At 62.5% G+C, this 20,813-nt stretch carries 16 protein-coding genes; 11 read left to right on the top strand and 5 right to left on the bottom strand.

The genetic code is table 11. The annotated features are described in order from the left end of the window. Window positions 1-39: 39 nt before the first annotated feature. The 4 genes from cobJ to cobG are packed head-to-tail and all read right to left on the bottom strand — an operon-like array spanning window position 40 to window position 4,391. Window positions 40-1,743: a precorrin-3B C(17)-methyltransferase gene (gene cobJ, locus ACK6BI_RS01250; RefSeq protein ID WP_409315692.1), complete on the bottom strand. Its 1,704-nt coding sequence runs from the start codon at window positions 1,741-1,743 to the stop codon at window positions 40-42. Continuing rightward, window positions 1,743-2,477, bottom strand: a complete 735-nt coding sequence (locus tag ACK6BI_RS01245) for a precorrin-2 C(20)-methyltransferase (RefSeq protein WP_409315691.1) — start codon at window positions 2,475-2,477, stop codon at window positions 1,743-1,745. The genes cobJ and ACK6BI_RS01245 overlap by 1 nt, the downstream gene beginning before the upstream one ends. After that, window positions 2,474-3,100 carry a precorrin-8X methylmutase gene (locus tag ACK6BI_RS01240; protein WP_409315690.1) on the bottom strand — a complete coding sequence of 209 codons (627 nt, stop codon included), beginning with the start codon at window positions 3,098-3,100 and terminating at the stop codon, window positions 2,474-2,476. The genes ACK6BI_RS01245 and ACK6BI_RS01240 overlap by 4 nt, the downstream gene beginning before the upstream one ends. Then, window positions 3,093-4,391 carry a precorrin-3B synthase gene (gene cobG, locus ACK6BI_RS01235; RefSeq protein WP_409315689.1) on the bottom strand — a complete coding sequence of 433 codons (1,299 nt, stop codon included), beginning with the start codon at window positions 4,389-4,391 and terminating at the stop codon, window positions 3,093-3,095. Before cobG ends, ACK6BI_RS01240 begins: the two co-directional genes overlap by 8 nt. Before the next feature lie 145 nt (window positions 4,392-4,536). Between cobG and cbiE the strand changes: the two genes are divergently transcribed. From cbiE to ACK6BI_RS01180, 11 genes are all read left to right on the top strand, one after another. Beyond that, a complete protein-coding gene (gene cbiE, locus ACK6BI_RS01230; RefSeq protein ID WP_409315688.1) occupies window positions 4,537-5,748 on the top strand; it encodes a precorrin-6y C5,15-methyltransferase (decarboxylating) subunit CbiE in 1,212 nt (403 codons plus the stop codon). Continuing rightward, window positions 5,741-6,838 carry a cobalt-precorrin-5B (C(1))-methyltransferase gene (locus ACK6BI_RS01225; RefSeq protein ID WP_409315687.1) on the top strand — a complete coding sequence of 366 codons (1,098 nt, stop codon included), beginning with the start codon at window positions 5,741-5,743 and terminating at the stop codon, window positions 6,836-6,838. Before cbiE ends, ACK6BI_RS01225 begins: the two co-directional genes overlap by 8 nt. After that, entirely contained in the window at window positions 6,835-7,563 is a 729-nt protein-coding gene (locus ACK6BI_RS01220; RefSeq protein ID WP_409315686.1) for a cobalt-precorrin-6A reductase, read from the top strand. The genes ACK6BI_RS01225 and ACK6BI_RS01220 overlap by 4 nt, the downstream gene beginning before the upstream one ends. Window positions 7,564-7,741: 178 nt before the next feature. Further along, complete coding sequence (locus tag ACK6BI_RS01215) at window positions 7,742-8,143, top strand: DUF2946 domain-containing protein (protein ID WP_409315685.1); 402 nt, start codon at window positions 7,742-7,744, stop codon at window positions 8,141-8,143. A gap of 48 nt (window positions 8,144-8,191) precedes the next feature. Further along, complete coding sequence (locus ACK6BI_RS01210) at window positions 8,192-8,671, top strand: copper chaperone PCu(A)C (protein ID WP_409315684.1); 480 nt, start codon at window positions 8,192-8,194, stop codon at window positions 8,669-8,671. Window positions 8,672-8,692: 21 nt separating this feature from the next. Then, window positions 8,693-9,136: a DUF2946 domain-containing protein gene (locus tag ACK6BI_RS01205; RefSeq protein WP_409315683.1), complete on the top strand. Its 444-nt coding sequence runs from the start codon at window positions 8,693-8,695 to the stop codon at window positions 9,134-9,136. An 84-nt stretch (window positions 9,137-9,220) separates the two neighbouring features. After that, window positions 9,221-11,341, top strand: a complete 2,121-nt coding sequence (locus ACK6BI_RS01200) for a TonB-dependent copper receptor (RefSeq protein ID WP_409315682.1) — start codon at window positions 9,221-9,223, stop codon at window positions 11,339-11,341. A gap of 80 nt (window positions 11,342-11,421) precedes the next feature. Further along, window positions 11,422-12,801 carry a PepSY-associated TM helix domain-containing protein gene (locus ACK6BI_RS01195; RefSeq protein ID WP_409315681.1) on the top strand — a complete coding sequence of 460 codons (1,380 nt, stop codon included), beginning with the start codon at window positions 11,422-11,424 and terminating at the stop codon, window positions 12,799-12,801. A gap of 191 nt (window positions 12,802-12,992) precedes the next feature. After that, entirely contained in the window at window positions 12,993-13,781 is a 789-nt protein-coding gene (locus tag ACK6BI_RS01190; protein ID WP_409315680.1) for an ABC transporter ATP-binding protein, read from the top strand. After that, window positions 13,778-14,725: an ABC transporter substrate-binding protein gene (locus ACK6BI_RS01185; protein ID WP_409315679.1), complete on the top strand. Its 948-nt coding sequence runs from the start codon at window positions 13,778-13,780 to the stop codon at window positions 14,723-14,725. The genes ACK6BI_RS01190 and ACK6BI_RS01185 overlap by 4 nt, the downstream gene beginning before the upstream one ends. Beyond that, window positions 14,722-15,732 carry a FecCD family ABC transporter permease gene (locus tag ACK6BI_RS01180; protein ID WP_409315678.1) on the top strand — a complete coding sequence of 337 codons (1,011 nt, stop codon included), beginning with the start codon at window positions 14,722-14,724 and terminating at the stop codon, window positions 15,730-15,732. Before ACK6BI_RS01185 ends, ACK6BI_RS01180 begins: the two co-directional genes overlap by 4 nt. Before the next feature lie 35 nt (window positions 15,733-15,767). Here the strand turns inward: ACK6BI_RS01180 and ACK6BI_RS01175 are convergent, their stop codons facing one another. After that, complete coding sequence (locus ACK6BI_RS01175; protein WP_409315677.1) at window positions 15,768-20,486, bottom strand: DUF4329 domain-containing protein; 4,719 nt, start codon at window positions 20,484-20,486, stop codon at window positions 15,768-15,770. Window positions 20,487-20,813: the final 327 nt, after the last annotated feature.

The following is a 20,813-nucleotide window of genomic DNA, read 5'->3' as shown; positions in this document are numbered from 1 at the left end:
GAATTGAAAAGCGGCTCCGAAGAGCCGCTTTTTTATGCCTCAGGTACCAGGTTTCTCGCCATACCAGCGCGGCGTATACACCCACTCCCCGCCTTCGGCGCGAGGAAAAGTGCAGGTCGTGGACGAACCGATCAGGACCATCGTGCGCATGTCCACCTGATCCGGTGTCAGTGCGCCAAGTGTTGTCACCCGCAGTGTCTGCCCCGGACGGCCGATGTCACGGCCCAGTACCACTGGCGTTTGCGGCGTGCGGTGTCGGGCGACGATTTCCAGCGCTCGTCCCAATTGCCACGGACGGGCACGGGAGATCGGGTTGTAGAACGCCAGCGCCAGATCCGCCTCGGCAGCCAGATCCAGACGCTTCTCGATGATCGACCACGGCTTGAGGTTGTCCGACAGCGACATCACGCAGAAGTCATGCCCCAGCGGCGCACCGGCCTGAGCGGCGGTGGCGAGTGACGCGGAAACCCCCGGCAGGATTTCCAGTTCGACGCTGTGCCACGCCGGATCCGTCGACTCGTGAAGCGCTTCGAGCACCGCCGCTGCCATGGCGAACACGCCCGGATCGCCCGATGAAACGACGATTACCGAACGGCCCTCTGCAGCCAGCCTGAAGGCGTGACGGGCGCGCTGCATCTCTTCGCGGTTGTCGGTGCAATGCTGCACCTGGTCATCGCGGAACGGGCCGGCCATGCGCACGTAGGTTTCGTAACCCAGCACATCGGTGGCCCGGGCCAGTTCGGCCTTCACCGCCGGCACCATCAATTCGGCGGCGCCAGGACCGAGACCGATGACGGCCAGGCGTCCGCGCGGGCGGCCGATTTGCGAAACCTCCAGCGGCTGCTCGGCCACCGCGATGGCGATATCGTGGGCGGTCGCGATGATCCGGGCATCGGGGACAGCATGGCGGGCCAGCTCGGCCATGTCACTTGCCGGCGCCACAAAGCGCAGCGGCACGGCCAATTCAAGCGCGGCTTCACGCAATGCCCGGCTGGCCATGTGAACGTCTGCCGCCACCAGACAGGCCAGCGACTGAATCGCCACACCGGCCTGCCGCAACGCCTTGCGAATCGCATCCGGCAGGTCGGCCACATCGGCACCGACCGCCACCGCCACGCTGCGCGGATAAATCAGCAGCTCGCTGGCGCTTGCCATCCGGGCATCGCTGCCGACATGAATCGAGCGCTGCGCCTGCGGGTCTTGCGGCAGTTGCGCCTGATCGAGCCACGGCGCGTCGCCATCGATGCGCACGCTGTGACCGGCCAGCAGATCGGAGACAAAACGTTTGCCCTGTTCCAGATCACCGAGGGTATAACCGCCGGGCGGATTGAGCAGACAGGTGCCGAAACGCAATTCGCCGCTGGTGGTGATAGCCGCTGCGACTTCAAGCGCCGTACCGATCTCGCGGGCCATGACATTCACCCCGCCGAGGCCGCCGAGCAGCGGCACCACGGCGCTGCCGTCTTCCGCTACGGCAAGCACGGGGGGCTCGACGCCCTTCTCCAGCAACAGCGGCGCCAGGGTGCGAATGACGATCCCCGCCGCGCACAGGGCAATGATCGGTGTGTCTTGCCGATACAGCTCGCGCAGGGTTGCGCCGAACTCGCTGTAAGTCAGATCGGCGCCTTCGACGCGTCCGCAGAGACCATGGATCTGCGCACCCGGATAGGCCTGCTGAAGGCGACGGGCCGTGGCCAGCGCGCCCTGGCCGAGAATGACGATGGCCGGTGTGGATTGAGTCATCAGCCTTGCCACCGTTCGCCGGGAACAATGATCAGCGAGAAGTACGGCGACGACATCGGCTCGACCTCGTCCAGCGGCACGATCTTCTGGTTGGCCATGGTCGCACGCTCGACGTACAGCGCCCGTCCGGCCAGTCCCAGCTCACCCAGCACCTCACGCACTTTCGGGAAATTGCGTCCCAGCTTCATGATCACTGCCGCATCGGCGTCCGCCAGACGACGCTTGAGTTCGTCATGTGGCAGCACGCCGGACAGCACCGACAGGCTCTGATTGCGATACACCAGCGGCGCGCCCAGTACCGACGCGCCGCCCAGCATCGAACAGACGCCCGGCACCACTTCGGCTTCGTAACGGCTGGCGAGGCGATCGTGCAGATACATGTAGGAGCCGTAGAAGAACGGATCACCTTCGCAGATCACCGCCACGTCGCGACCGGCATCCAGATGCGCGGCCACTTCCTCTGCCGCGTCATCGTAGAAATCGCTGATCACCTGCTCATAGGACAGCGGCGCCGGCAGCACTTCAGTGGTCACCGGGTACACCAGCGGCAGCAGTTTCTGCGCGTCCTGCAAGTGCGCTTCGATGATGCCGAACGCATTGCCCTTCTTGCCCTTGGCCACGAAATACGCCACCACCGGCGATTCGCGCAGCAGGCGCAGAGCCTTGACGGTAATCAGTTCCGGATCACCGGGGCCGACGCCCAGGCCGATCAAACGTCCTTTTGCCTGCATCATTCGATCTCCGTGGCAAGTGCGTTGACCGCGGCGGCGGCCATGGCGCTGCCGCCGAGGCGGCCCTGCATGATCACGAACGGCACGCCACGGCTGTTGGCGGCCAGCTCGGCCTTCGATTCGGCTGCGCCGACGAAACCCACCGGGAAGCCGAGGATCAGCGCCGGTTTCGGCGCACCGGCGTCGAGCATTTCCAGCAGATAGAACAGTGCGGTCGGCGCGTTGCCGATCACCACCACGCTGCCTTCCAGATGTGGACGCCACAGCTCCAGCGCCGCCGCCGAGCGGGTGTTGCCCAGCTCACGCGCCAGCTCCGGCACGCTGTCATCGCGCAGGGTGCAGATCACCTCGTTGTTGGCCGGCAGGCGCGCACGGGTCACGCCCTCGGACACCATCCGCGCATCGCACAGGATCGGCGCGCCGGCGGCCAGCGCATCGCGCCCGGCCTTGCCGGCGCCTTCGGAGAATTGCAGCCCGTCGATGGCTTCGATCATGCCGCAGGCGTGGATCACCCGCACTGCGAGTTTTTCCAGGTCGGCCGGGATGCGCGCCAGATTGGCCTCGCTGCGAATGATCGCGAAGGAGTTGCGATAGATCTCCTGACCGTCGCGGATGTAATCAAGCATCAAGGGGGCTCCGTGAGCGATCGGCGAGCAGGGTCGCGACCGCTTCGATAGTAAGGTTGTGAGCGTACAACGCGCCGAAACCCGGCTGCGTTGCATCGCGAAAATAGAGATCGTAGTGACCGGGTGCGACCGCCAGCAGCGTCGCCGGGGCACGGTGTGCGGCAGCGCATGACCGCGAACAACCGGACAGGTGCACATCCACGGCGTGTGGCAACAGCGTAGCCAGAAGGCGGGCATCGTGTTTGGTATCGGCCAGGCCTTTGCCGCAGCCATTGGAGCCGGTGCAGGCGATCAGGCGCGACAACGGGTCGTCAATCCGGGTCAGCAGGTTCAGCTTGCACAGGGCATCGAGCACTTGAGCGGCATCTGCCTCACGCACATTGGGCACCAACAGACTCTGCCAAGGGGTGAAACGCAGGCTGCCGTCGCCAAAGGTTCTGGCCAGTTGCGCGGCGCCACGCAGCATGACCGGATCGAGGCGACCGAGGGCCGGTGCGGCGCCGACATACACTTGACCGGCCAATGGCTGAGGATGGACTCCGAGGTGCAGACCTTCCGGCGCCGCTTCGCGCTGCCAGTCGCCGACGCTCTGCAGCCTGATCCGCTGACCGAGTTTTTCCAGGACCACCGGAGCCGGGCACTCATCCAGCAGATGTCGCATTCGCGTCTGCTCCGGCCGGGCCAGATCGAGGAACAGTTCCAGCACCGCCACCACCAGTGCATGGCCGTCCGCGAGTGCCGCGCCAGCCAGCGGTCGATCCGTCGGGCAACCCGCCAGACCGAACGCCAGCAGCGTATCGCCGTGCTCTTCGTATGCCGACAACCACAGATCGTGGGGATGTTCGAGCATCGCCAGTGCTTCACCGCCGTCCAGTTGCACAGCGAACTTGGCGCTCAGTTCATGGAAACGCGGATGGCTTTGCAGGGTCTCGAGGATCTGCCCGGCCAATGGACGTGTGTCGAAACGCATCTGCGGATCGATCCCGGCGGCCGGGCTGAGCATCAGGTTGCGCACGTCGTCACCCGCTGCGGTACGTGGGCCGAGACCGGCGGCCAGCAAGCTGTCGATCAGCGCGGCGGACTGGTCGCCGATGCCGCGGATCTGCAGATTGCCCCGGTTGGTCGCCTCGATCACCCTGCCGGCAAAGCGTTCGGCGGCATTGGCCAGTGCATCGGCCTGATCGGCGGTGATCGAACCGCCATCGAGCTTGATCCGGCATATACCGCCATCCAGCGCCTGGACGATACGCAGCAACCCCGGGCAGGCCGAGGGGCGTATGGCTGTGGACATCGGGCGTTCGTTCAAGGGGCTGGCCGGCTCAGTGGGAAAGGCGCTTCGTGGGCGAAGGCGCGGTATTATGCCTGCTTTGTCCGACGGCATGAAAAGTCTGCCCGTCGGAACAACTCGTTTGCGGACACTTTCTTGAGGGCTACAGATGTCACCCTGGCTGACAGTAGTAGGAATCGGTGAAGACGGCTTCAAGGGCCTGGGCAAGAACGCCCGGCGCGCCCTGATGGACGCTTCACGGATCATCGGCGGCCAGCGCCAGCTGGATCTGTTGCCGGTGTGCATCCGTGGCGAGCGCCAGCTGTGGCCGAGCCCGTTTTCGCTGGCCCCGGTTCTGGAGCGCCGCGGCGAAGCGGTGTGCGTGCTGGCCAGCGGTGACCCGATGTTCTACGGCGTCGGTGCGAGCCTCGCTCGTCAGATTCCGGGCACAGAGATGCGGGTACTGCCGGCGCCATCCTCTTGCTCGCTGGCGGCAGCCCGTCTGGGCTGGCCGTTGCAGGACGTCCATGTGTTGTCGCTGGTGGCGCGCCCGCTTGCAGCCCTCAACGCTCAGTTGTCCAGCGGCGTGCGCCTGTTGCTGCTGAGCAATGACGGGCAAAGCCCCACAGCCGTCGCACAATTGCTGCGCGAGCGCGGATTCGGTGCCAGTCGCCTGAGCGTTCTGGAACATCTGGGCGGCAGCACCGAACGCCGCATCGACAGCATCGCCAACGACTGGACCGATCCGGCCATTGCCGACCTCAATGTGATCGCCATCGAGTGCCTCGCTGATCCGCAGACACCGCGCCTGTCACGGCTCGCCGGCCTGCCGGACACTGCGTTCAAACATGACGGCCAGTTGACCAAACGCGACGTGCGCGCCATCACCCTCGCCCGCCTTGCGCCGATGCCGGGTGAATTGTTGTGGGACGTCGGCGCCGGCAGCGGCTCGATCGGTATCGAGTGGATGCGCGCACACCCGAGCTGTCGCGCGCTGGCGATCGAGGCCGACGAAGGTCGTCAGCAATTGATCGAGCACAACCGTGATGCGCTGGGCGTTCCCGGCCTGCAACTGATTCGCGGCAGCGCACCGCAAGCCCTTGCGGGCCTGGAGCGTCCCGACGCGATATTCATCGGTGGCGGCGTGACCCGCGAAGGCGTGCTCGACACCTGCTGGGCGCAACTCAAACCCGGCGGCCGCCTGGTGGCCAACGCGGTGACCCTGCAGAGCGAAATGACCTTGATGAACTGGCGCGAACACCACGGCGGCGAGCTGACCCGCATCCACATCGCCCAGGCGCAACCGCTGGGCGAGTTCGACACCTGGCGTCAGGCCCTGCCTATCACCTTGCTCGATCTGGTCAAACCCCTCGATGCGTGACGAAACCGCCGAACAACCCGCGGCCCTGCGCAGCGGCCTGACCACCGGCAGTTGCGCCACGGCCACCAGCCTCGCCGCCGCCCGCCTGCTGCTTGGCGGCGTGGTGGCGGACGCCGTGCAGATCGTGTTGCCCAAAGGCAAACAGGTGCAGATGCGTCTGGAATTCTGTCGGCTGACCGAGGACGGCGCCGAAGCCGGAACCCTCAAGGATGCCGGCGACGATCCCGACGTGACTCACGGCGCCCTGCTCTACTCGCAGGTCAGGTTGCTGACCGAGCCGGGAATCCGCTTCATCGCCGGCAAAGGCGTCGGCACCGTGACTCGACCAGGACTGGTGCTGGGCGTTGGCGAGCCGGCCATCAACCCGGTGCCGCGCAAGATGATCAGCGATCACCTGATGCTGCTCGCCGCTGAAACCGGCTATCGCGGCGGCTTCGAGGTGACGGTCAATGTCGAGGGCGGCGAAGCCCTGGCGCTGAAGACCATGAACCCGCGCCTGGGCATTCTCGGTGGCCTGTCGATTCTCGGCACCAGCGGCATCGTCCGGCCTTTTTCCTGCGCGGCGTACATTGCCTCGATCCATCAGGGTATCGACGTGGCGAAAACCAATGGCTACCTGCACATCGCCGCCTGCACCGGCAACGCCAGCGAAGACACCATGCGCCGGGTCTACGACCTGCCGGAAATCGCCCTGATCGAAATGGGCGACTTCGTCGGCGCGGTACTCAAGCACTTGCGCAAAGTGCCTGTGGATAAACTCAGCCTGTGCGGCGGCTTCGGCAAGATCAGCAAATTGGCGGCGGGGCATATGGATCTGCATTCGCGTCATTCGAGCATCGACCTGCCGCAACTGGCCGGATGGGCGGCGGCAATTGGCGCCGATGACGCCTTGCAACAAGCCATTCGCGGGGCGAACACCAGCCAGCAGGCATTGGCGATGGCCAGTGCGGCGGGTGTTGCCCTGGGTGATGAAGTTTGTCGCCACGCCCTCGAGTTCGCCCGCAGCGTGGTGCCCGCGCAGGTGCAGGTCGAGGTGTTTGCGATTGATCGTCAGGGCGGCATCGTCGGTCATGCAGGAGCGTTTGCATGAAACGGATTCTATTGCTGGGCGGCGTCACCGAAGCGCTGGCCATCGCCCGGAATTTGGGGCCGGAGCATATCTACAGCCTGGCCGGGGTGGGCCGGGTCCCGACCGATCTGACCTGTCGGGTGCGCGTCGGCGGCTATGGCGGCGCAGAAGGGCTGGCGCAATTTGTTCGCGATGAAGGCATCGGTCTGCTGCTGGACGCGACCCATCCGTACGCCGCGCAAATCAGCCACAACGCCGCCACCGCCGCGCAACTCACCGGCATCCCCTGCTGGGCCCTGCGCCGCCCCGCGTGGCAACCACAGCCGGGCGATGACTGGCGCGAAGTCGCCGACTGGGCCGAACTGATCACCGCCCTCGAACCTTTCCGCCGCCCCCTGTTCACCCTCGGCCGCGAACCGCTGCAACACCTGCACGAAATCCCTGAACACCAGTTCTGGACCCTGCGCGCCCTCGACGTTTATCCCGGCAACGAACGCTGCGAAGTCATCGGCGCCCGGGGACCGTTTCTGCTGGAGGATGAACGGGCATTGTTCGAACGACGGCAGATCGATGTGCTGATCAGCAAGAACAGCGGCAGCACCGCGACCGAGCCGAAACTGGAAGTGGCGCGAGAGCTTGGGGTGCCGGTGATAGTGTTGAAGCGGCCAGGGTTGGCGGGGGTTGATCGGGAGTTTTGGACGGTTGATGAAACCATCTCGGCTCTTGAAAAACGTGATCGAGGCTGATTTTTTTACCTCTCGCGACCGGTTCAATTGTTGACGCAGGTCCCATGCAATGCAATTTCGAGCCGCTACACTCTCTTGAAAGTGCGCTGCGACACCAAACCGCACACCGCGTTTTTACTTATCGGCCCTGATCAGGCTAAATAGCCACGCCTGATTGCCCACCCTACGGACCTGTCCCATGAACCGACGCCGGCTCGCAATTGCCTGGATCGCCTGCTTCGCAGTGCTGTTCAACATGCTTGCCATGCCGTTGACGGGCGCGATGGCGCAAGCGGCGCAAACGCCGGCCGAGCAGTTGCTGTGGAGCAGTTTCTGCACCGGCAGCGGCACGAAGATGGTGGCGATCGACATCGGCAACCTCGATCAGAAAGCGCCGCAAAGCGGCGACAACCATTCGACCATGCAGCATTGCTGGTGCTGTTCCGGATCGGCGCCGGTGGTGGCGTTGCCGGGGCATTCGCCGCAGCTGTATTTCGCGCAATACGAAAGCAATCACAGCGTGGCGCCTGCCGTGCTGCAAACTCCGACACCGCGCCAGCAATGGCCAAACCTCAATCCCCGTGCGTCCCCTCTGGTCTGATTTGTTCCCGCATTTGACCTGCGTTTCAAATCGTTCTGGAGAACTGCCATGCTGAACAAATTCATCGTCATCGCTGCGCTGTTGCTGCCTGCGTGCTTCGCCCATGCCCACGAATACAAGGCCGGCGAGCTGGAAATCGCCCACCCGTGGTCACAGGAACTGCCGCCGAATGCGCCGACCGTTGCCGCGTATTTCATCATTCACAACAACGGCAAGAGCGCTGACCGCCTGCTCAGCGTCGATTCGCCCATCGCCCCGAAAGCAGAACTGCACGAGCATGTGATGCAGGGCGATCTGATGAAGATGCAACAGGTGCCGAGCGTGTCGATTCCAGCTGGTGAAAACGTGATCTTCGCCCCGATGGCCTATCACGTGATGCTGATGAACCCCACCGACCGCAGCCTGCTGAGCGACGGCAAGCGCTTCCCGCTGACGATGCATTTCGAGAAGGCCGGAGACGTAACAGTGGAAGTCGCCGTGCAGAAGAAACCACCGCAGGACATGCCGGAACACGCGCACACCCAATAACCGTTCCGGCAGACTCCGCCCGTGCGCCCGCGCAGCGCCAGGGGATCCGTGCAACGCCGTCAGACCGAATACCTGACACGCGGCAGCTGGATCGCCCTGTTTGCCATGTTGATGATTTTTATCGGCCCGCTGATTTCTCAGTCGATGCCGATGGATCGGCACGCCTCGACATCCATGCCGGGCATGGACATGTCGATGGCCATGCCCGGCATGGATCATTCCGCGCATGAAGCGCAACCCGCGGCCGAACACTGCCCGCCGCAATCTTCGCACCACGTGCTGTGGGAAAAATGCGGCTATTGCAGCCTGCTGTTCAACTGCCCGGCGCTGACCGGCGGCGGCAGTTTTGCCACGTTCAGCATTCCTTTCGTCAATACCTTCACCCCGCCCTCCCCGCATCTGGGCCATGCCCGCCAGACCTTCTTCCCCGGCGCCCGCAGCCGCGCCCCTCCCGTCGCAGCGTAAACACCCACCACTGATTGCACACGGTCGAGAAGACAGCTTCAGGCTGCCGACCGTGTCGTTTACGACTGTTTGATGGAAATTATCATGTCCAGGTTTTCTGCTGTCCCATACTCGGGTTCTGCCCAGGCGTCCTTCGTCCTGAACGAATCGCGCATCCGTTTCAGGCACGCTACCGCCGTCCTTTGCGGCGTCCTGCTTTCCCCGCTGGTGCTGGCCGATGCGCACGCAGGCCACACTGAGGAATTGAGCCCGACGGTGATCACCGCCATTGCCCCGAGTTCGCCGCTGACCATCGTCACCAACCCGAAAGATCCGCGCCAACCGGTGCCGGCCAGCGATGGCGGCGACTATCTGAAGACCATTCCCGGCTTCGCCCTGGTGCGCAACGGCGGCACCAACGGTGATCCGGTACTGCGCGGCATGTTCGGTTCGCGCCTGAACATTCTCACCAACGGCAGCATGATGCTCGGCGCCTGCCCCGGCCGGATGGACGCGCCGACCTCGTACATCTCGCCAGAGACCTACGACAAACTCACCGTGATCAAAGGCCCGCAAACCGTGCTCTACGGGCCGGGCGCCTCAGCCGGCACGATCCTGTTCGACCGCGAGCCGGAAAGCTTCGGCGAATTCGGCACACGGGTGAATGCCAGCGTGCTGGCCGGCTCCAACGGACGCTTCGACAAAGTCGTGGACGCCGCTGCCGGCGGCCCGTCGGGCTACGTACGAGTGATCGGCAACACCGCGCATTCCGACGACTACCGCGACGGCAACAACGACACCGTCGCCTCGCGCTATGACAAGTGGAACGGCGACGTGGCAATGGGCTGGACCCCAGACGCCGACACCCTGATCGAACTGACCGCCGGCAAGGGCGACGGCGAAGCGCGCTACGCCGGGCGCGGCATGGACGGCTCGCAGTTCCTGCGCGAAAGCCTCGGGCTGCGCTTCGAGAAATCCAACATCACCGACGTACTGGAGAAGTTCGAAGCGCAGGTCTACTACAACTACGCCGACCACGTGATGGACAACTACACCCTGCGCACGCCGTCCGGCACCGGGATGATGGCCGGTCCCATGGCGTCCAACGTCGACCGTCGCACCCTCGGCGCGCGGATCAAGGCCACCTGGCGCTGGGCCGATATCCAGCTGATCACCGGCCTCGATGCGCAGACCGACGAACACCGTCAGCGCAGCGGCATGGGCATCGACACCTACAAGGATCAGCCGTACACCAAGGACGCCGACTTCCATAACTACGGCGTGTTCAGCGAAATGACCTGGTACGCCGCCGACCGCGACCGGCTGATCACCGGCGCCCGGGTCGACCGCGCCTCGGCCAAGGATTTCCGGCAGACCACCGGTTCGGGAATGATGTCCCGCCCGAATCCGACTGCCGGCGATACCCGCGCCGACACCCTGCCCAGCGGCTTCGTGCGTTACGAGCATGACCTGGCCGACAGCCCGACCACGCTCTATGCCGGTCTCGGCCATGCACAGCGCTTCCCGGATTACTGGGAGCTGTTTTCGCCCAAGTCCGGGCCGACGGGTTCGGTCAATGCGTTCGATTCGATCAAACCGGAAAAGACCACCCAACTCGACTTCGGCGTGAACTACAAGGACGCCGACCTCGAAGCCTGGGCCTCGGGCTACATCGGCGTGGTGCGCGACTACATCCTGTTCGACTACACCCCGACGAGGATGGGCATGAGCACTTCCCGCGCCGAAAACATCGACGCGCGGATCATGGGCGGTGAACTCGGTGCCGCGTACAACCTCACCGACAACTGGAAAGCCGATGCGACCCTGGCCTACGCCTGGGGCAAGAACAGCAGCGACGGCAAGGCCTTGCCGCAAATGCCGCCACTGGATGCCCGTTTCGGTCTGACCTACAGCGAAGACAACTGGAGCGCCGGTGCACTGTGGAGGGTGGTGGCCGCGCAAAACCGGATCGACCAGAACAAGGGCAACGTGGTCGGCAAGGATTACGACAAGAGTTCGGGCTTCGGCGTGTTCTCGCTCAACGGTGCCTACCGGATCAACAAGAACTGGAAGGTCAGCACCGGCGTCGACAACCTGTTCGGCAAAGCTTACGCCGAACACCTCAACCTGGCGGGCAACGCCGGGTTCGGCTACCCGGCCAACGACCCGCAAGCCATCAACGAACCGGGGCGCACGCTCTGGACCAAGGTGGACATGAGTTTCTGACCCTCAAGGGCACTCGCTCCCCTTGAGGGAGCGAGTGACAACAGACAACCAGAAGATCCAAGCCAAGCGGAGCACTCGTGATGAAACAGCCCAAACCGAATTTCTACAACCTGGCCTGGCGTTGGCATTTTTATGCCGGATTGTTCGTCGCGCCGTTCATGGTGATGCTGGCCCTGACCGGCATCATTTACCTGTTCAAGCCGCAACTCGATTCGCTGATGTACAGCAGCCTGCTGAACGTCCCGGCCGGTCATCACACCGTGCCGGCCGATGACCTGCTGCAAAAGGTCAAAAGCGCTTATCCACAAGGCCAGGTCACCCAGTACCTGCCACCCGCGAACGCCGAACGCAGCGCGCAATTCGTGGTGAAGAATGCCGGCCATGAGCTGAACGTGTTCGTCGATCCGTACCACGGCGACATCCTCGGCGAGCAGGATGCCAAGCAGAACCTGCAAGCCATCGCCCGGGCGATTCACGGCGAACTGATGATCGGCACCGTCGGTGACCGACTGATCGAAATGGCCGCCGGCTGGGGCGTGGTGCTGGTGGTGTCCGGGGTTTTCCTGTGGTGGCCGCGCGGTCAGGCCGCGGGGATTCTGTGGCCGCGCCTGAACAGTCGCGGCCGCGTACTGTGGCGTGACCTGCACGCGGTCACCGGTTTCTGGGGCGCCGCGTTGCTGCTGGTGATGCTGCTCAGCGGCATGACCTGGACCGGCTTCTGGGGCAAACAGTACGCCCAGGTGTGGAACGTGTTCCCGGCGGCGATGTGGAATAACGTGCCGACCTCTGACGTCGAGGCCGGCAGCCTCAACAACGCCGCCCGCCAGACCGTACCCTGGGCGATGGAAAATACCCCGATGCCGATGTCCGGCGACCACGCCGAACACATGGCCCACGGCGGCATGCAACACGGTCCCGCCGCGCCGATGGTCAGTCTGCAGAACGTGCAGGACATCGCCATCGAGCGCAAGGTCGAACCGGGCTACAGCATTACCCTGCCGACCACCGCCACGGGTGTATTCACCATCGCCGTGTTCGCCGACGACCCGCGCAACGATGCGACCCTGCACGTCGATCAGTACACCGGCAAAGTATTGGCCGACGTGCGTTTCGAGCACTACGGCGCCGTTGCCCGGGCCACCGAGATCGGCGTGATGCTGCACGAAGGCAAGATGTTCGGCACCTTCAATCAGATCATCGTGCTGCTGATCTGCCTGATGATCCTGCTCAGCGCCATCAGCGGCGTGGTGATCTGGTGGAAGCGTCGCCCGCAGGGAAAATTCGGCGTCCCGCCGCTGCGCCACGACCTGCCGAAATGGAAAACCGGGGTGGCGATCATGCTGGCGCTGGCGGTGGTGTTTCCACTGGTGGGCGCTTCGCTGGTGGTGGTGTGGTTGCTGGACCGACTGCTGTTGTCACGTCTGGGCCGGCAAACTGAACCGGCCTCAACATCATCATGAGACCGGCGAGATGCACGATTCAGACAAGTCCTTAAACTGGCGGACCTGATATTCGGTCGATTTAAGTGTTACTGTATAACCCATTTTCAGCTCATTGCCCGCCGCCCCCGCTGCGGGCTTTCTTTTGCGCTGACCGGCTGCGGGCAATGGAACGGCCGGACTCACTTCATGGACTTCAAGCTGAACAACACATGACTTCACTGACGCTCACCGATCTCGCCTGGTCCCCCTTGGGCCATGGATACTGCCATCACCCGTTCCGGCTGAGTGATGCGTCGCTGCACGTGGCCGCCGGTGAATTCGTCGGGCTGATCGGGCCCAATGGCAGTGGCAAGACCAGCCTGTTGCGCTGTGCCTACCGCTTCAGCCAGCCGGAACGCGGTGAGGTCAGACTCGACCACCACAACGTGTGGAGGCAATCCTCGCGTTGGTGCGCACAACGTATCGCCGTTGTCCTGCAGGAATTCCCCGACACCTTCGGTCTGACCGTCGAGGAAGTGGTCGCCATGGGGCGCACGCCGCACAAGGGCCTGTTCGATGGCGACACGCTGGAAGATCGCCATCTCGCCACCCAAGCCCTCAAGTCCGTAGGCATGGACGGCTTCGAAGACCACGCGTTCGCCACGCTGTCCGGTGGTGAAAAACAGCGGGTGATCCTGGCCCGTGCCCTGACCCAGCAACCGCAACTGCTGATCCTCGACGAGCCCACCAATCACCTCGATCCGCGCTATCAGCTGGAACTGATGCAGCGGGTCAAGCGTTTGCGGATCGGCACGTTGGCGAGCATCCACGACCTGAACCTGGCCGCCGCGTTCTGTGACCGCCTGTACGTGATCAATCACGGTCGCGTCGTCGCCAGCGGTACCCCGCAAGAAGTGCTGACCGTCGAACTGCTGCGCGACGTGTTCGGCGTCGAAGCATTGATCGATCCACACCCCCTCCACGGCTACCCGCGAATCACCTGGATAACCCGACCATGATTGTGCGCTCCCTGCTTTGCCTCGCTCTGCTGCTGGGCACCACCCACGCCTTCGCCGAGGCCACGAAGTACCCGCTGACGATCCACAGCTGCAACCGCGAAGTGACTTTCAAGGAAGCGCCGAAACACGCGGTCAGTCATGACATCAACATGACCCAGATGATGCTTGCCCTCGGCCTCAAGTCGAAGATGGCCGGCTACAGCGGTGTCAGTGGCTGGAAATCGGTAACGCCGCAAATGCAGAGCCTGCTCGACGGCTTGCCGGAACTGGCGGCCAAGTATCCGTCGGTGGAAACGTTGCTCGACGCCAACGTCGATTTCTTCTTCGCCGGTTGGGATTACGGCATGCGCGTCGGCGGCGATCTCACGCCGCAGACCCTGCAACCGCTGGGTATCAATGTCTATGAACTGACCGAATCCTGCGCCTTCGTGATGAAGCGCCCGGCCGCCACACTGGAGGACACTTACAACGACCTGCGCAACCTGGGCAAGATCTTCGACGTGCAGGACCGCGCCGACGCGTTGATCGCCGACATGCAAAATCAGGTCGCGCAAATCCGCAAAGACTTGCCCGCCGAAAAACCGCGAGTGTTCCTGTACGACAGCGGCGAAGACCGCGCCATGACCTCCGGCCGCCTCGGCATGCCGCAAGCGCTGATCGACGCCGCTGGCGGGCGCAACGTGCTTGATGACGTCGAAGCGAGCTGGACCCGGGTCAACTGGGAAACCGTGGTCGAAAGCAATCCGCAGGTGATCGTGATCGTCGATTACAGCGAAATCACTGCCGGGCAGAAGATTGAATTCCTGCTGAAGAACAAGGCGCTGCAATCGGTGGACGCGATCAAAAACCAGCGTTTCATCGTCATCCCTTACGTGCAGGCCACGCCGGGGATCGACAACGTGCTGGCGGTTGAAACCCTGGCCAAAGGTTTCCACGGCGCATGATCAATCGTGGTTACGGCTGGCTGCTGCTCGCCCTCGGCGCCGTGCTGCTGGTGTCGTGCGTGGTGTCGCTGGGCTTCGGCCCGGCGCGGGTTCCGGTGGACGTGGTGTGGCGGATTCTGCTGCATAAAATGTTCGGTCTTGGCGTTCCGGACTGGAGCGCCGGCCAGGAGCACATCGTCTGGCTGATCCGCGTGCCGCGCATGTTGCTCGGTGCATTGGTCGGTGCCGGGCTGGCGTTGATCGGCGCGGTGCTGCAAGCGGTGACGCGTAATCCACTGGCCGATCCACATCTGCTCGGCGTCACTTCCGGCGCCACCCTCGGCGCAGTGATCGTGGTACTGCATGTCGGTGAAATCGTCGGCCTGCTGACCTTGCCGATTGCCGCGTTCATCGGCGCATTGTCGAGCATGTTTCTGGTGCTGGGAATCGCCAACCGCCAAGGTCGGCTGGACAGCGATCGTCTGCTGCTGTGCGGTGTGGCAGTCTCATTCGTGATGATGGCGATCGCCAATCTGCTGTTGTTCATGGGCGATCACCGGGCCAGTTCGGCGGTGATGTTCTGGATGCTCGGCGGGCTCGGTCTCGCGCGCTGGGAGTTGTTGGCGGTGCCGGCGCTCAGCGTATTGCTCGGGTTGATTCTGCTGATCGGCATGGCCCGCCCGCTGAACGCCTTGATGGCCGGCGAACAGACCGCTGTCACCCTCGGTCTGAATGCCCGGGCGGTGCGTCTGCGGGTATTCGTGATTGCTTCGCTGATGACCGGGGTATTGGTATCGATCAGCGGCTCCATCGGGTTTGTCGGGCTGATGGTGCCACACATTGCCCGGCGTCTGATCGGTGCAGAACATCGACGCCTGCTGCCGGTGTGCGTGTTGCTCGGCAGTGTGTTTCTGGTGTGGGTCGATGTCGCCGCACGCACGTTGATCGCCCCGGAAGACCTGCCCATCGGCGTCGCCACCGCCGCTCTCGGTGGTTTGTTCTTTATCGGGTTGATGCGCAAGAAATGACGGCACACAGACATGTCCGCCATTCAGCTGTGCAATTACAGTTCCTCTCGATTGCGAACAATACCCACAGCAGCAGGCTGTTGCCGACGTTCGCGCCATCGGGTGCCCATACGTCCGGTTTGCCTCCAGTAATGACCGGGTATCAGCACCCTGAAATCGCTCAGTTCAATGAGCCTCGAAATGATTTCTGCCGGCGAGAGCCCGGTCTCCCACTTCGCCCCCGTGAACTTCGGCTGACTGAACAACAGCAAGTCTTTTTCAGCCTGGGTATAGGCAGGGGTATATCGGATCAGCACACCATGCGGTGTCGAGTAGTAGTAATCCCTGATCTTGAACCCCTTTCCTTTAAGCTCATGCGTGTGTGCATGAATCTCGGCAGGCGATGCGAAATTGGCGTAGACCTGTTCAGTGTCCGGACCGAACGTCGTGTTACCGGACAAGTGCAACTGATGACTCGCCACCAGGGTGTAACCCTCGGGATAGAGAGGCGGCGCTTTGACGCGCGTTGCCGCCGGATCCTTCGCCGTGCGGAAGATCCACTCCACTGGACTTTCGCCCTTCGCAGAACGCGGTAACGGTTCAAGCGCAACGAATCGGGGTGTCGTATCGAACAGCGAGGGTGTTCGCTCGAGAATCGCACTCTCGTATCCGTTGTCCAGATGATACCCACTGCCCGCTCGTAGCTGTGCGTAGCGTGCGGCGTCATCGGCATGATGGAAAACGGGCCCCAGTACCGGCCTTTGGTCAGCGGCCCACGGCGAATGCCGGGGAAGACTTGCGGTTCGCGGTTGCCAGCTTTCGTCCACCACGCCCGGCCGTGACCAATAATCACTGGTCAGGATGACCGCAAGTGTGCCGGCCCGCGCCATGCGCAGAATGTAAGCCTCCAGGTCGATTCTGCCGCGCTCGTATTCCACTTCATCGATTTGTGCACGCTCAACAGACGCAAACTGGTTGGGCCTCAGTTCGATCTGCCCATATCGATCAAGGAACTCGCCAGGCTCGAACGCCGCCATCTCGAATCGCAACAACGCCCCATCGGCACAGGACAAGTAAACCAACTTGTAGCCTTGCGGGGTGTAGGCCGCAGCGCATACCTGCTGAACGAACGTCGGTGGGGGCATGAAGTGCCTCGGATCGTCATCCCTCGCCCCTGCGGTGACCTGTGCGGAGCGCAAGTAAAGGCCATGCACGGTAGAGCTTGAGGGTAAGACGCCTTGCGGAAAGACACTGTCAAGAGCCATTTTCGTCCGTTCGAGCGACACTGGCATGCTGCCGAAATAGAGACCTGCGCGGGTGTTCGTCAGAATGAAACCGAAGGTCACAAACGAGGTGCTGCGCGGTCCCGCGTTGACATGACGTGCCACCCCGTCCGGCTGGATGAACATGGGACTGCACGGAGTGGCCGCTCGTGGCCTGTGATAATCGAACACCGAAGGGAGCACTGACGGCGGATAAGGCGCCCAGCCACTGAGCGCGCCTCTTTCGCCCCAGAAGCGACTCCCCGTTACCACCTGCAGATAACCTGAACGGGCAAGGGCGTCGACCCATGCACCGGGCAGCAATGCACCGCTGTATATTTGCTGTTTTATTTTTCTGCCATCCAGATCATCAGGCAGGCCTTTGAAGTCGTGCAGGGCGTTTGCAAGATCAGCGCGCAAGCGACGCAGGACACCGACGTCGTAACGAATGAGCGAGCCGTCCGGCGCAAACAGGTACTCGCTGATCGCGGCATGATTGCCAGGACGGGTCATTGCCGAGTAAAGGGTGTCCACCGACAACATGTTGAGGTAAGTCTCTTTCTGTATTTCGGTTAGCACCAGCGGCAATCCCGTCACTCTCCGTGTGCGGTAACGCGCCACAACCAGACAACCCTCAGGAAACTGCGCAGAGCCAAGGCTTTCATCAGGAAAGATCAGTTGAACGTCGAAGTCTTCCTGAGGCACCTCGACAGGATCGGTCGCCAGATACAGGCCATCCGCACGTCTGAGCAGCACCCCACCGAAGAGTTGATCGGCGTTGCCGGTCAGCCTGGCGCGGACCGACTCCACAGCATCATCCGGGGACTGGAACGCCGGCCCGAGCCAGCGCCGTTGCAGATTCATGCCGGCACGCCAATCAGGATCGACCGGCCAGGGCCTGTCCCAGCAGAGGCTTGTGCGCATGACCGTCAGCCCTCCATGTCGGGCCACCACCCGGACGAACTCCTCGGGTGACAGCTTTCCACTGGCCAGGTTTCTCTTGAACTCCTCCAGCCCCATATGGGGTATGTCGTTGTCGAACAACGCATTGCCCTTGCGATTGTCGAACTTCAGCAAGGCCCCGTCCTGCGTGGAGATGTACAACGGAATCGACTCGGCCGATTCAGTGACCGACCGCCGCCGCGAGTAGTACACCGCAATGAAGAGATCGTCGGGCGGAATGAAGTAGGACGACAACCAGGTTCCCGAACTGTTCACAGGATGCTTCAGGCGTTGGCGCGAGTAAAAAAAAGCATGCCTGCGAAAACCTTCCGGGTATTGATACCAGGGCGGCATCCTGGTGACGCCGAACAGACTCTGCGGCTGAAACACATCGTTCCTTGCATCACCAATCGGTACCAGTTCAGTGGCGACATACTCTTCGCGCTCCTTGTGCTTCAGGATAAAACCGAACCAGGCTTTTTCCTGATCATGCAGCCGAACGTCACGGGTATATTGATCGTCCGCGGCCTCGTCCGACGAGGAGAACACGGCCCCGAATGCCACCTGCTCGGGTCGCTTCCAGACTTGGGGCGAAGTCCCCGGCGACCAGTCTGGAGTCACCGTTGCGCGCGCTCCCCAGAGCTCACTGTTCAATACGACCGTCAGTCGACCAGCCGCCGCCTGCTCCCGAATAAAGCCGACAGGCGACAGCGTTCCGGTTTGCAATTCGGTTACCAACGGGCCGGGATGTTTTTCCGAGCCCAATCGCAAGGCAAGCTTGCGCGCCATGGCGGTCTCGGAGGCCTCGAAGCGCAGAAGGACACGCTGGGCACCGGACATGTAGAGCGGAATTTCGTCCAGCAGCGCCTGCCTCATCTCTTCGACGCTGAACATGTGCAGGCTCAATATCGCGTCCAGGCGAGTCCACTTCAACCGTTGCACCATCGAAGGATCCAGCGTCGATACCGCCAGATGAGAAACATAGTGCGCCTGCAAGACATGATCGTCCGGAAATATCGGACGCCCCGCGTTGTCCCTGGGATAAAACATGCCTTGGCTCAGAGCCGCTATTGCGCCCTCCACTGGCTCTGTCGCGTAAAAACGCTGGTCATTGCTCTGAAAAATATAGCCCGCATATTGACGGTCACGGCGCTCGCCAATTTTCGCGTGTACATGACGTGCGGCATCGTCTGCAGAGAGAAACGCCCGTCCGAGCGTCGGCCATGCAAAACCGGCAAAAGGAACCCAGTCGGAACCCACGGTGCCTATACGTCCCCAAAGTAGACTTCCTCGCAACACTTCCAGTCGTCCGATACGCGCCAGCATCAAAACGTACGCTTGCGGCTTCAGCCTCCCTGCCCGCAACAGGCCCTGTTCGCCACCATCACGGATGGTGCCGTCACGATTCACCAGGCCCATGCCCCTTTCGGAGTCCGAGTCGCTGAAACCGTACTTCAACAGCGATGCATCCCTGGCCTGCATATACAACGACAACGATCTGCCCTTTTCACCGAGGTGTTTGCTGCGCGCATGCCAGACGATGGCGAGCGCCATCTCTGGCGGAGTGAAAAAATTCTCGTACAGCCATGGCTGGTGACGGGAAAACTGCGAAGGGTCCGGCCGGGAGGCGTAGTAAAACCCCTCCAGCGCGCAGTCGGGCGGCATCCTGAGTGCATGGTTGTCTTGAGCTGGAAAAAAGCGCGCCGGGTTCCAGGGTTCCTCTGCGAAGGGACGTGCCAATGTCGCAACGTAATCATTCGTCGACTGTTTTTTCAACACCAGTCCCGCCGTGTGGGAACCACCGTTTTTAAGCGCGGCAAGTACCGCCCGTTCAGCACTGCCGCACACTCGGGTCATGAGCGGTAATTCGGTAATCCGGCCTGCGCCGAAGGCTTTGCCTTGCTGCCAGTTCGACGGAACCTTGCCGACGGATCCGCCCCAGTCCGCATTCGAAACAATAACCTTGAGCTCTCCGACCGAAGCCACCTTCCTGACAATGTTTTCGACCCCGAACGCCCCGGCAGGATGGCCCGGTGGTGCTCCGGCCCGAAGCCATTGGTAGTAGCTGAGCTCATCCGGCGAGCCGCTGGGCGAATACTTGAGCAGCGAGCCGTCCGGCCCCGAAAGGTAAGCACTGCCAAAAAAAGTGCGTTCCGACACGTCAGCAATGAAATCCAGGTCCGAAAAGAAATTGAGGAACAACCTGACCGAAGCTTCGTCCTGACCCGGATTGGCCTTGCGCACCATGTCGTACGCCGGAGGATGCGAATGCACGTTGGCAACGCAGGTGTAGTCCCGGGGATGGACATAGTTGCCTTTCGAATCGACGTCGATGATGGTTCTGAAATCGAAGCGGTTCACCTCCCCGGGCAGAGGTTTGCTGGCGGCGAATTCTCCCTCGGGCAGTCGCAGGATCACACTTCCGTACTCCCGGTCAGCGCCACGCGGGATCTGATTGTGAACCCAGTACGCAGCATCTTCCTCAGTCAGAAATATTGGACTGAGTTTCGGCAATCTCGCCTTCTGAGGAGGTACCGCGGCACGTGTATCGCGGCTTGACACGTCATTCATGATCAACATCCTGTTAGATAAAATCGGGACTGCAATCGAATGAGTCTGCCCAGAGGCTCGGGAGGGTCAGAAGTACATAGTTATCGCGTGTGTATCCGGTGGTGTAATGGGTTCATTGAGCACTTTGTGGCCGATGCATCCGTGACGGGCACCGGGCAGGCACCACATCGGCGCACGTCGCGCACCCACCTGCAGTTCCAGCGCCACCATGGTGCAAAGTCTTTCGTCGCAAGTCCGTTCCCTCCCCGGAACACAGCCCTTGCAGTCTTGGGCACAGCCCTTGCAAAACACCCTTCAGTCGTTCGCATCTGCCAACCATAAAAACTC

Source organism: Pseudomonas sp. KCJK9016 (assembly GCF_046231795.1).
In the GTDB taxonomy this organism is placed as follows: Bacteria; Pseudomonadota; Gammaproteobacteria; order Pseudomonadales; family Pseudomonadaceae; genus Aquipseudomonas; species Aquipseudomonas bananamidigenes.
The sequence above is the reverse complement of the archived record's forward strand: the minus strand, read 5'-3'. Positions and strand labels throughout refer to the sequence as shown.

Bases quoted from the DNA above. Each gene is read 5' to 3' on its own strand.
- cobJ (WP_409315692.1), bottom strand. From the start codon at position 1,743: ATGACTCAATCCACACCGGCCATCGTCATTCTCGGCCAGGGCGCGCTG.
- ACK6BI_RS01245 (WP_409315691.1), bottom strand. From the start codon at position 2,477: ATGATGCAGGCAAAAGGACGTTTGATCGGCCTGGGCGTCGGCCCCGGT.
- ACK6BI_RS01240 (WP_409315690.1), bottom strand. From the start codon at position 3,100: ATGCTTGATTACATCCGCGACGGTCAGGAGATCTATCGCAACTCCTTC.
- cobG (WP_409315689.1), bottom strand. From the start codon at position 4,391: ATGTCCACAGCCATACGCCCCTCGGCCTGCCCGGGGTTGCTGCGTATC.
- cbiE (WP_409315688.1), top strand. From the start codon at position 4,537: ATGTCACCCTGGCTGACAGTAGTAGGAATCGGTGAAGACGGCTTCAAG.
- ACK6BI_RS01225 (WP_409315687.1), top strand. From the start codon at position 5,741: ATGCGTGACGAAACCGCCGAACAACCCGCGGCCCTGCGCAGCGGCCTG.
- ACK6BI_RS01220 (WP_409315686.1), top strand. From the start codon at position 6,835: ATGAAACGGATTCTATTGCTGGGCGGCGTCACCGAAGCGCTGGCCATC.
- ACK6BI_RS01215 (WP_409315685.1), top strand. From the start codon at position 7,742: ATGAACCGACGCCGGCTCGCAATTGCCTGGATCGCCTGCTTCGCAGTG.
- ACK6BI_RS01210 (WP_409315684.1), top strand. From the start codon at position 8,192: ATGCTGAACAAATTCATCGTCATCGCTGCGCTGTTGCTGCCTGCGTGC.
- ACK6BI_RS01200 (WP_409315682.1), top strand. From the start codon at position 9,221: ATGTCCAGGTTTTCTGCTGTCCCATACTCGGGTTCTGCCCAGGCGTCC.
- ACK6BI_RS01195 (WP_409315681.1), top strand. From the start codon at position 11,422: ATGAAACAGCCCAAACCGAATTTCTACAACCTGGCCTGGCGTTGGCAT.
- ACK6BI_RS01190 (WP_409315680.1), top strand. From the start codon at position 12,993: ATGACTTCACTGACGCTCACCGATCTCGCCTGGTCCCCCTTGGGCCAT.
- ACK6BI_RS01185 (WP_409315679.1), top strand. From the start codon at position 13,778: ATGATTGTGCGCTCCCTGCTTTGCCTCGCTCTGCTGCTGGGCACCACC.
- ACK6BI_RS01180 (WP_409315678.1), top strand. From the start codon at position 14,722: ATGATCAATCGTGGTTACGGCTGGCTGCTGCTCGCCCTCGGCGCCGTG.
- ACK6BI_RS01175 (WP_409315677.1), bottom strand. From the start codon at position 20,486: ATGAATGACGTGTCAAGCCGCGATACACGTGCCGCGGTACCTCCTCAG.